This window comes from Rahnella sp. 1L-D-7-B-C2 (assembly GCF_057290995.1).
Genome location: NZ_JBXAVQ010000014.1, coordinates 100,040 through 106,156, shown reverse-complemented (window position 1 = coordinate 106,156; position 6,117 = coordinate 100,040). Strand labels below are relative to the sequence as shown.

The 6,117-nt window shown below is 55.5% G+C and carries 7 protein-coding genes; all 7 read right to left on the bottom strand.

Annotated features, from left to right (window positions below):
• Nucleotides 1–258 precede the first annotated feature (258 nt).
• The 7 genes from AC0Z7K_RS19055 to AC0Z7K_RS19025 all read right to left on the bottom strand — a co-directional run bounded on the left by AC0Z7K_RS19055 (nt 259) and on the right by AC0Z7K_RS19025 (nt 6,117).
• A complete protein-coding gene (locus AC0Z7K_RS19055; RefSeq protein ID WP_263450352.1) occupies nt 259–939 on the bottom strand; it encodes a plasmid SOS inhibition protein A in 681 nt (226 codons plus the stop codon).
• 50 nt (nt 940–989) lie between these two features.
• Nucleotides 990–1,436, bottom strand: coding sequence for a conjugation system SOS inhibitor PsiB family protein (locus AC0Z7K_RS19050; RefSeq protein WP_112197284.1), 447 nt, complete (start codon nt 1,434–1,436; stop codon nt 990–992).
• A 40-nt stretch (nt 1,437–1,476) separates the two neighbouring features.
• Entirely contained in the window at nt 1,477–3,528 is a 2,052-nt protein-coding gene (locus tag AC0Z7K_RS19045) for a ParB/RepB/Spo0J family partition protein (RefSeq protein WP_112197285.1), read from the bottom strand.
• Nucleotides 3,529–4,562: 1,034 nt separating this feature from the next.
• Entirely contained in the window at nt 4,563–4,964 is a 402-nt protein-coding gene (locus tag AC0Z7K_RS19040) for a type II TA system antitoxin MqsA family protein (protein ID WP_112197286.1), read from the bottom strand.
• A gap of 1 nt (nt 4,965) precedes the next feature.
• Complete coding sequence (locus AC0Z7K_RS19035; protein WP_112197315.1) at nt 4,966–5,262, bottom strand: type II toxin-antitoxin system MqsR family toxin; 297 nt, start codon at nt 5,260–5,262, stop codon at nt 4,966–4,968.
• Nucleotides 5,263–5,356: 94 nt separating this feature from the next.
• Entirely contained in the window at nt 5,357–5,806 is a 450-nt protein-coding gene (locus tag AC0Z7K_RS19030) for a hypothetical protein (protein WP_224266916.1), read from the bottom strand.
• A 5-nt stretch (nt 5,807–5,811) separates the two neighbouring features.
• The gene (locus tag AC0Z7K_RS19025) at nt 5,812–6,117 is read right to left on the bottom strand and encodes a hypothetical protein (RefSeq protein ID WP_112197288.1); all 306 of its coding nucleotides are present in this window, start codon (nt 6,115–6,117) and stop codon (nt 5,812–5,814) included.

Genomic DNA, 6,117 nt, shown 5'->3' with positions numbered 1-6,117 from the left:
GGGTTACGCGGAGCTTACCGGCTTGCCGGTTAGCGCAGTCGGGCTCGACGACCGGCCGCAGGTCGGGAGCCGAAGGGGGCCATGTTCCGGCCGTGGTGGTTTGTTGTGAAAAAGAAAGACCGGACAGCAATGACCAGGCAGAGAAAGGAGAGTAAAAGCCAGGAGAGAAAGAGAACGGAAGGAAAGAAAGAGGCAAGTCCCCAAAACAGACCTGACAGTCCTACTGGCCGCCGCGGCGTAGCCGCAGCAGCCCGGCAGTTATGGGTGTGTGTTTTCCAGGTCAGACAGGCGATTTGGCAGCATCAGGCGATCCAGGTATGCCTCAAATTCGCTTTGATCGTCAGCGTGCCGATTTACCTCCAACATCACTACCCACAGAGGCTCATAACGCAGAAAGTAGCGGTCAAAGTGTCCGAGGCTGGGAAACCGTGCAATCCACGCGTAAACCAGTTCACCCAGATCGTGGAGGCGTAAGTCTTTGCGCGTCCATGTGTCGTACCACGGTCTGATCGTGCTTGGGGAACAAAACGCCAGTTCGATTTCAGCCTGTCCCAGCAGGCTTTCATAACGTCGCCGCTTCTGTTCCTCTGCTTTCGCTTCAACATTTCGCCTGCGATTAGCCTTCAGACTGGCACGCTGTTCCCCCCGCTGCCGTTCCCTGCTTTCAACTTCAGGGAACAGGCTGCTGCCCACCCACCCCGACAGTGGGGAAGGACAGGATGCGCCCCGCGTCGAAATGAGCATATCAAGGGCAGCAATATATCGCTCCTTACCCGGACGCCCCCGCTGGCTGGGGTCAAAAGTACCATCGAGCATCCGAATGTCGTTTAAGCCAATGGTCAGCTTGCCCATAAATCTGAAAAAGGCATGGGCATAGGGATATCTCCCCTGCCTGTGTGCCGTCTCACTGCGACTTTCAACATAACCGATGGCCTGCATGGCAGCCCGCCGCTGAGGCTGTAAAGGGACTAATGCATGTGAGTGAGGGATCATACTGCCACCCCTGTAAACCGTAACGCTGTCGCCAGTCTGTCCGCACCGGTGTATCCCGCATGAACATACTCATCGATGCGCTCAATTTCGCGCTCAATAGCTGAGATCGCCGCGTTATCGATAACCTCAGAAACGAACAGCCACGCGACCGACTGGTCGCCGTCAAATAAAAGTCCCAACGACCAGAAGGGGGCATCCCTTCCACCATGACCGAAGATAAGCCGGATACCGGATGCGGCCGTCAGCACGCAACAGGTCGAAAGAAAACCCTCTTCACAGGGCGCAGGCACATCAACTGACCATGCAGCGGGCAGATCAACGTTTTGCAGGACAGAATCTGTAAACATCTGACGCACGTTGCCACGCAGTTCAAGAGGCATTTCAGCCCCCGCCGGTTGGCAACCGAGAATATTGGCAAGAAAATGAGATTGATTGTTTTTCATGGCGTTATATGCCGCCCCTTAACGGAGCGGCTTCTCCTTATCAGGCGGCAATGTTTGCGACGATTTCGGTTTCGGTATCCGTGCCAGCGTCCGCCTGCACAGTCTCTTCACAGACAGCTATCAGGCAATCAGGCACCCAGCCGGTCAGTGTAATTTTCTCTTCAGCCAGTTCTGCTGCCTCGGCTTTTTTCATTTTGAGGACGTCGCGCGCTGCCCCGTCCAGACCGGCCTGCGACAGGCTGTCAGAAATCTGCTCTTTGCTGATACGCCCGAAGAAATTAGCTTTTGTCGGCAGCCACCAGTCGCGCAGCGTGAAGCCCAGCATCGCCTCCACCGGCTCGAGTTCTTTTCCTGCCTTGCTGTCTTTGTGGCTCAGGCGTTCTGATGCCCCGTTCAGCGTCTTGGCAAGGCAGTAGCCCATGACAGAAATCAGCTGCTGCGTATCCCACGCAAGTAACCAGTCCCAGCTTTCGTGCCAGTTGTCCGGCAGCTGTGCCTGCCACGCGTCGTGCATGGCGTTCAGATGTTGCATTGCCAGCCCGTCGTTTGCCGTCGGGGCATTGTCGAGCAGGTTGCCGGTGTGGGCATGCAGTGACACCTTAAGGGTCGATGCCACAAAGGAGTGGTAATTGAAGGTGGATTTCAGGCAATCGTGCACAAAAATCACCAGTGCCATTTGCGGCTGTGCCGCCAGTGCCGCCTGTACGGCTAAGGTGCGCTCGCTGGACAGGCTTTTGATCAGTGCGGCGCTCAGCGGTTTGGCTTCAGGGGTTGCGATGGTATCTTCCGTGCGGATACTGCTGAGGTGCTGACTCACACGGGTTTTATCATCTGCGGCAGTTTCCGGCAGGTCGCTGCGCAGCATCACGCCGCGACGGACAGAAATCGCCCCGTGCAACAGTGACACCACCACGCCGCCGCCGTGGGCACGAACATCGGCATCCCATGCCCGGATGTTTGCGGCGGCTTCGATGGCGTCCATTTCGGCCTGACAGGCATCTGCAGCCAGTTCCAGTGCGTCATGGTCTGCGTCTTCGTCATCATCCTGCTCAGACAGCGTTTCCAGCTGCTTATCGAGGGCATCAAACCGCGCACGTTCCTCGGGAGTCAGTTCACCGGCAGGCTGTTTGAGTAACAGATAACGCTCGGCATCTTCACCGTAGGTGCTCACCCCCTCGGTGCGTCCTTCCGACCATGACCAGCCTTCGGCCTGCGCAATGCCGGCGGCAATATCAGCCAATTTCTGACGGGCGACGGTGTGAAGCAGCACGGTATCGCCGATAAAGCCTTCATCAGAGAACAAATCGTAGCGGAACCCGCCGCCTGCCTGTTCGTAAGCTTCACGTCCGACAAAGCCGAGCAGGCGGTTGCCTTCAGCGGGCACCTCGCCCTTCAGCACCGCTTCCCGCAGTTCTCTCGGGTTGCGGTAATAGCCGTAGGCATTTTCCCAGACGTTCAGCTGGCGTTCCTGATCTTCGCTGGCCGACAGGGCCTGCAGCTGGTCAACGTTGAGCTTGTCTTCGGCCAGCGCCGCAAGCAACGCCGGTGCCATACCTGCCAGCCGCAGGAATTTCTGAACGTGTTTAGTGCTGTAACCCAATACACCCGCGATTTGTGCCGCCGTTTTCCCTTCGCGGCTCATTTCACCAAACACCGCAATCTGGTCGGCAGGGTGCATCTCTTCATGCTGAAAGTTCTCCGTTGCGGAGACGATTTTTGCCATCTCTTCGCTGACGGTCTTCACCGGCACCGCGTAATCTGCGGTGATCATCCCGCCATTTAGCAGGATGTTCAGGGCACGAAAACGGCGGCCACCGGCGGCAGTGCCCAGCAGGCCATCCGGCAACAGATGTACGATCAGGTTCTGCAACACGCCCACGGCGCGAATGCTGTCTGCCAGTTCCTGCAATTTCACCGGATCGGGGGATACTTTACGCACATTCAGCGGTGACAGTGCCAGCTGGCTCAGGGGCACCATCTCGACCGGCGTATTTGCCAGTGCCTGCTCCACGGCGGCGCTCTGCGCGGAGCTTTTAGGATTTTTTGCCGCTTTACGGGTTATAGATACTGCTTTAGACTCGGTTACTGACATAGTGAAATACCTCAAGTGTTGATTTATGTCTGCCGGACGTTTTCCCCGTCCGGCACCTCTTCTTACTGCCTTATTGCTTTCTCACACGTCGGGTTCCCCGCGATTCAGACCGCCTCCCTTTTCTGAGCGATGTGCGGATCACGCTGACCAGTGCTTCCCCTGTTCCCCGGATAAAATAGGAATACGCATCCCGCCGCGTAAAATTTTCACCATCATGCGCGTGAGCTTCCTGCGCACAGGCCACGTTGTAATGGCCTCGGTCAATAAGATGGAGAACGGTTTTCGTCCCCCATCTTTCGGAAGATTCGTGAGCGGCGGTCTTGACGTTTTGTGTGTGCATGCTGGTCTTCCCCTCTGGTTTAAATGTCATCTCTCGGTGAGTTCTTTCGCGGCAAAGGGCGAAGTAGCAACGGCGCGCGGGGGAACGCAAGGGCGCCGCAGGCGTGCATTTCACTCTTGCGTTAACGCGGGTGACGGTGCTACACCCAGCCCTCCGCGTAAGGGCTTAACGTGAGATGGAAAACCTGAAACTGGTAGAATGCACACACCCGACGGCGAGGAACGAGGCGGCGACCTTAGCGGTCGGTTTACCGGCCAGTGTCTGTGCGGCGGCGAAGCCGGCTGCGGGTGTTGACCTGGCTGTTGCCATCAGACCCTAGCCGTCAGGCCGGAACCCCGGAGGGATTCCGCGAAGCTTACCGGCTTGCCGGTTAGCGCAGTCGGGCTCGACGACCGGCCGCAGGTCGGGAGCCGAAGGGGGCCATGCTCTGGGGGGAATTTGTCTTGGAGAAAATGATCAGGAGACGTTCGGAGAGTGATAACAACAACAGAATGACGCACAGCAGCTGCACAACGAAGAATATAAAATACCCGGAGAGGAAGAGACGGTAAGGTAAGGGAAGAGAGAGACAAGCCCCCGACACATACCGGAGAAGAGGGGCGGCGAAGCCGCCCCCTGTCTTAGGGACTGGCGGGCGTAGCCCGCTGGGGGTGTTTTAAGCGCGGCAAAAGTCAGGGAGCGCCCCCCTGCCCACTTATGCCTGTTTGCGCACTTCATCCAATAACTCGGGATGGTGATCGAGTACGCGCAGGAGTTTGATGATCGAAGGGTGTGGCTGTGCCTTTCCCTTTTCATAACGCGAAAAGGCATTCACGCCCCCGCCAAAAATCTCGCTGGCCTCTTTCTGCGTGAGTTCAAGTTTTTTACGCACCTGAATGATGTACTCAGGTTCGATGGTTTCCGCGATGACTTTGGCCTTAAATGACTTCACCTTTGCCATGTAGGCCATAGACTGCTCACGATCCATCACGACTTCACCACACGCCGGACAGTGGTCACCTTCTGCCTCGATGAGTGTTTTACGGCCACGGAATGAGTAAGGGACTTTTTTGATACCAAACTCAAGTTCTGCACCGCCACAAACGGAACATTTCATATTACTTCTCCTTGAATGAGACGATCAAAACACCGTTACTGACCGTTAGTTTTAGATATACGTCACCACACGACAACTTCGGGCGGTATACGTCCTGCCAGACAGTATGATCATTATAGGTGGTCATACTTTTAAAAAAATCAGCTGCCGTTAATCCCAGGATCGCACTGCACATATCATCAAATGTCAGCCCTAAATCATCCGCGCCGTTGAGCGCCGTATTGGTGGCTTTCACCTTTCCTGCTGCAACAAGTCCCTGAACGATATGAAGGCGCGTATGTGGAGTTTTCTTTTCCATGTTCACTCGGATTATTGGTTTTTGAGACGTAATTATAACCTCAAAGGTTAGTTTAGACCACAAATATAACCTTTGAGGTTAGTTTTAGGTGACGCTATCCCCAGCGTGGTTCGACGTGGTTCGCCTTCATTTCATTTATACGCCGCACGGCTAACAAAGCCATCATCTCGCATTCTGCGAGTGATTCGGCATCATGCAGTGGCTGCACGCCCGCAAAATCTGACGACTCGGCAATGCGGGAATATAGCGAAAATGCATGCACACGGTCAGGTTCTGATACGCTGTCTTCAAACGTGAATGTTTCTACATACTCGCCGTCATCGTAGATGGGGGCGATCTCCAGCTCGATGGAATGAATATGGTCATCGCCTAACACCGAATTGGTCTGGCAATTCCAGCCAACGGTGGGGTCGGCGGATAACTCGTCGATCACCTCCTGTAAAAATGGCAATGCCTCAACGGTCTTAAGCAGGTTTTGCAGGTACTGCGCCGCATGGTTGCTGTAATACGCCACGTTCACCACGCCGAGGGGAACCACGTTCATTGCGTTCACTGTCCGGCCTCTGCTAACAACGTGCGGTCGAGGACATAGGTAAAATGGTCAAAATAATCACAGGCCATCACCGGTCGTCCGTTAACAAACCACACCAGAATCCAAGAAAGAGATTCTTCGCACCTGTACATCTCGGCCTGCGCGCCCGCAGGTAAAAGTCGCGGCTCGAATTTTTGTAAGAATGCCCCGTAGCAGAGGATGTAATTAGCCAGATCGCCAAGCTGCGCGGGAGTAAAGGTTGCGGCCCCCGCAGCGGGGGCCTTAGCGCTGATATTTTGGTCAGAATTTACCGGTGTATTCAT

What these genes read in the sequence shown, in the direction of transcription:
- AC0Z7K_RS19050 (WP_112197284.1), bottom strand. Translation starts at nt 1,436, where the DNA reads ATGAAAAACAATCAATCTCATTTTCTTGCCAATATTCTCGGTTGCCAA.
- AC0Z7K_RS19045 (WP_112197285.1), bottom strand. Translation starts at nt 3,528, where the DNA reads ATGTCAGTAACCGAGTCTAAAGCAGTATCTATAACCCGTAAAGCGGCA.
- AC0Z7K_RS19035 (WP_112197315.1), bottom strand. Translation starts at nt 5,262, where the DNA reads ATGGAAAAGAAAACTCCACATACGCGCCTTCATATCGTTCAGGGACTT.
- AC0Z7K_RS19025 (WP_112197288.1), bottom strand. Translation starts at nt 6,117, where the DNA reads ATGAATACACCGGTAAATTCTGACCAAAATATCAGCGCTAAGGCCCCC.
- AC0Z7K_RS19055 (WP_263450352.1), bottom strand. Translation starts at nt 939, where the DNA reads ATGCAGGCCATCGGTTATGTTGAAAGTCGCAGTGAGACGGCACACAGG.
- AC0Z7K_RS19040 (WP_112197286.1), bottom strand. Translation starts at nt 4,964, where the DNA reads ATGAAATGTTCCGTTTGTGGCGGTGCAGAACTTGAGTTTGGTATCAAA.
- AC0Z7K_RS19030 (WP_224266916.1), bottom strand. Translation starts at nt 5,806, where the DNA reads ATGAACGTGGTTCCCCTCGGCGTGGTGAACGTGGCGTATTACAGCAAC.